Raw genomic sequence first — 1,675 nt, 5'->3', positions numbered from 1 at the left:
GGGCGATGCCGGCCTCGTTGTCGTGTGCGCTCGCGGCCAGGACCACCACGCCGATGATCAGGCCCATGACGTCCACGGCGAGCCCGCGCTTGCGGCCGGGCGTCTTCTTGTTCGCATCCAGTCCCGTGGTCTTCTTCGGCACCCCGGCCGCCACGCGGACGGACTGGGTGTCGATGATCACCAGGGACGGGTCCTCTAATCGTCTGGCCCGCTCCCGCACCTGGCAGCGCAGGATCTCCTGGATCCGCTGGTCGAGGCCGTCCTCGCGCCACAGCGTGAAGTAGTAGAACACCGCCGACCAGGCCGGGAAATCGTGCGGCAGGAGCCGCCACTGACAGCCCGTCCGGTTCTGGTAGAAGATCGCATTCACGACCTCCCACAGGTCGCAGGAACCCGGGTCCCCCGTCGCCGACCGCGCCACCCGCTCCTGCTTCCACCCGGTGACCAACGGCTCGATCAGCGACCACTGCTCGTCGGTCAAGTCGGTTGCGTACGGCATCCGTTCCATGCCCGCGACCCCACCATGCACACGACATGACACAGGGGCGGAACCGTCCCATCACCCACGAACGGGCGATACCAGATCATCCGGAACGGGACTTAACGCCCTCTGAGGCCCGCCTGCGTTTTCTGCTGGCGAGGAACCGGGGTTCCACCCGGAAGGTGGCCACGGTTCTGGGGGTCTCGCAGCGCACTGTGCAGCGGTGGGTGTCAAAGAGAGCCGAGGCACGTCGTCCGCCGGGTCCGCTGCAGGTCCGGGCGATCGAGGAAGCGGTTCTGGCTCGGTGGCAGCCCCGGGTACGGGTCCGTCGGCGTGCCCAGGCCGAGGCGGAGGGCTTCGTCTTCCATACCCGGGCGCGGTTCGGGTTCGCGGCTCCTGCGGGGTCCTCGGATGATCCGCGGGTGCGGTGGATCACCCAGGACTTGCCGGGAGAGGTAGCCCGGGAGCTGTTCGCCGCTCGGGATGCCGGCGCAGGCGAGCAGCAGCAGACGGTGATCCTGGCTCGGGCGCTGGGGCACGCCTACTTTCGCGAGTGGGGCCGCCGCGCCCATGGTCTGCACGTGGCTTTCAGCGATGTCGAGTTCGCCGACTTTTCGATCAGCTGAGCCTGGCCCGTCGAGCGAGCACTGCAGGGTGGTCAGCGTTGCGACGGCCTGGCGCGCCTGGCCGGTATCGCTTTGTACCTCTCGGCTTCCTGCCGCTCGCGCCAGTCCCACTCCACACGGCCGACCGGGCCTTTGCGGCGGGCTGTGGGCGGCTGTGGCGGGCGCAGTCTGGCCGTCTCCGCCATGCGCAGCAGGTGTCCGCGGTCACCGGGCGCGGCGAGCAGCTCCTGGTCTTCGCCGGATACGAGCCGGGTGAAGCAGGCCGCGGCCCGCAGGAAGATGCCCGCCCAGGGCGGTACGGGGTAGGCGGCGCAGCCGTCGGTGTAGCGGGCGCGGTCGTGCAGGGCGAGCATGGCCGCGGCGTCGTCGTAGTCGCGAGGGCGGGCGGTGGCGAGTTGCTGGAGGGAGGCGCCGATGATCAGTGCGGCGGCGAGGGCCGCGGCCAGGCGAGGATGTGCGGTCGCCGCGTGCAGCCGGTGGGCGACTCGCTGGGCGGTGTGCGCGGTGAGAGGCACGGGTGGTGGGCGGTGCCGCCAGGCGATCGGCGGTGGCGTGCACGGGGCGGCGC

The 1,675-nt window shown here is 70.7% G+C and carries 2 protein-coding genes and 1 pseudogene; 1 reads left to right on the top strand and 2 read right to left on the bottom strand.

Going from position 1 to position 1,675, the window contains the following annotated elements; all coding sequences use genetic code 11:
* The coding region (locus C1I97_RS36795) for a transposase (RefSeq protein WP_146608430.1) at nt 1-508 on the bottom strand (508 nt) is incomplete at its 3' end.
* A 26-nt stretch (nt 509-534) separates the two neighbouring features.
* Between C1I97_RS36795 and tpg the strand changes: the two genes are divergently transcribed.
* Nucleotides 535-1,107, top strand: coding sequence for a telomere-protecting terminal protein Tpg (gene tpg, locus C1I97_RS43155; RefSeq protein WP_111007224.1), 573 nt, complete (start codon nt 535-537; stop codon nt 1,105-1,107).
* Between the two features lie 32 nt (nt 1,108-1,139).
* On the opposite strand, the pseudogene C1I97_RS36785 reads toward tpg, so the two are convergent.
* Nucleotides 1,140-1,675: pseudogene (locus C1I97_RS36785) on the bottom strand (hypothetical protein); the annotation flags it as partial.

Source organism: Streptomyces sp. NTH33 (assembly GCF_003236365.1).
Lineage (GTDB): Bacteria > Actinomycetota > Actinomycetes > Streptomycetales > Streptomycetaceae > Streptomyces.
Note: the sequence above shows the minus strand (reverse complement) of the source record. Positions and strands in the feature narration are given on the sequence as shown.

Bases quoted from the DNA above. Each gene is read 5' to 3' on its own strand.
- tpg (WP_111007224.1), top strand. From the start codon at position 535: ATGACACAGGGGCGGAACCGTCCCATCACCCACGAACGGGCGATACCA.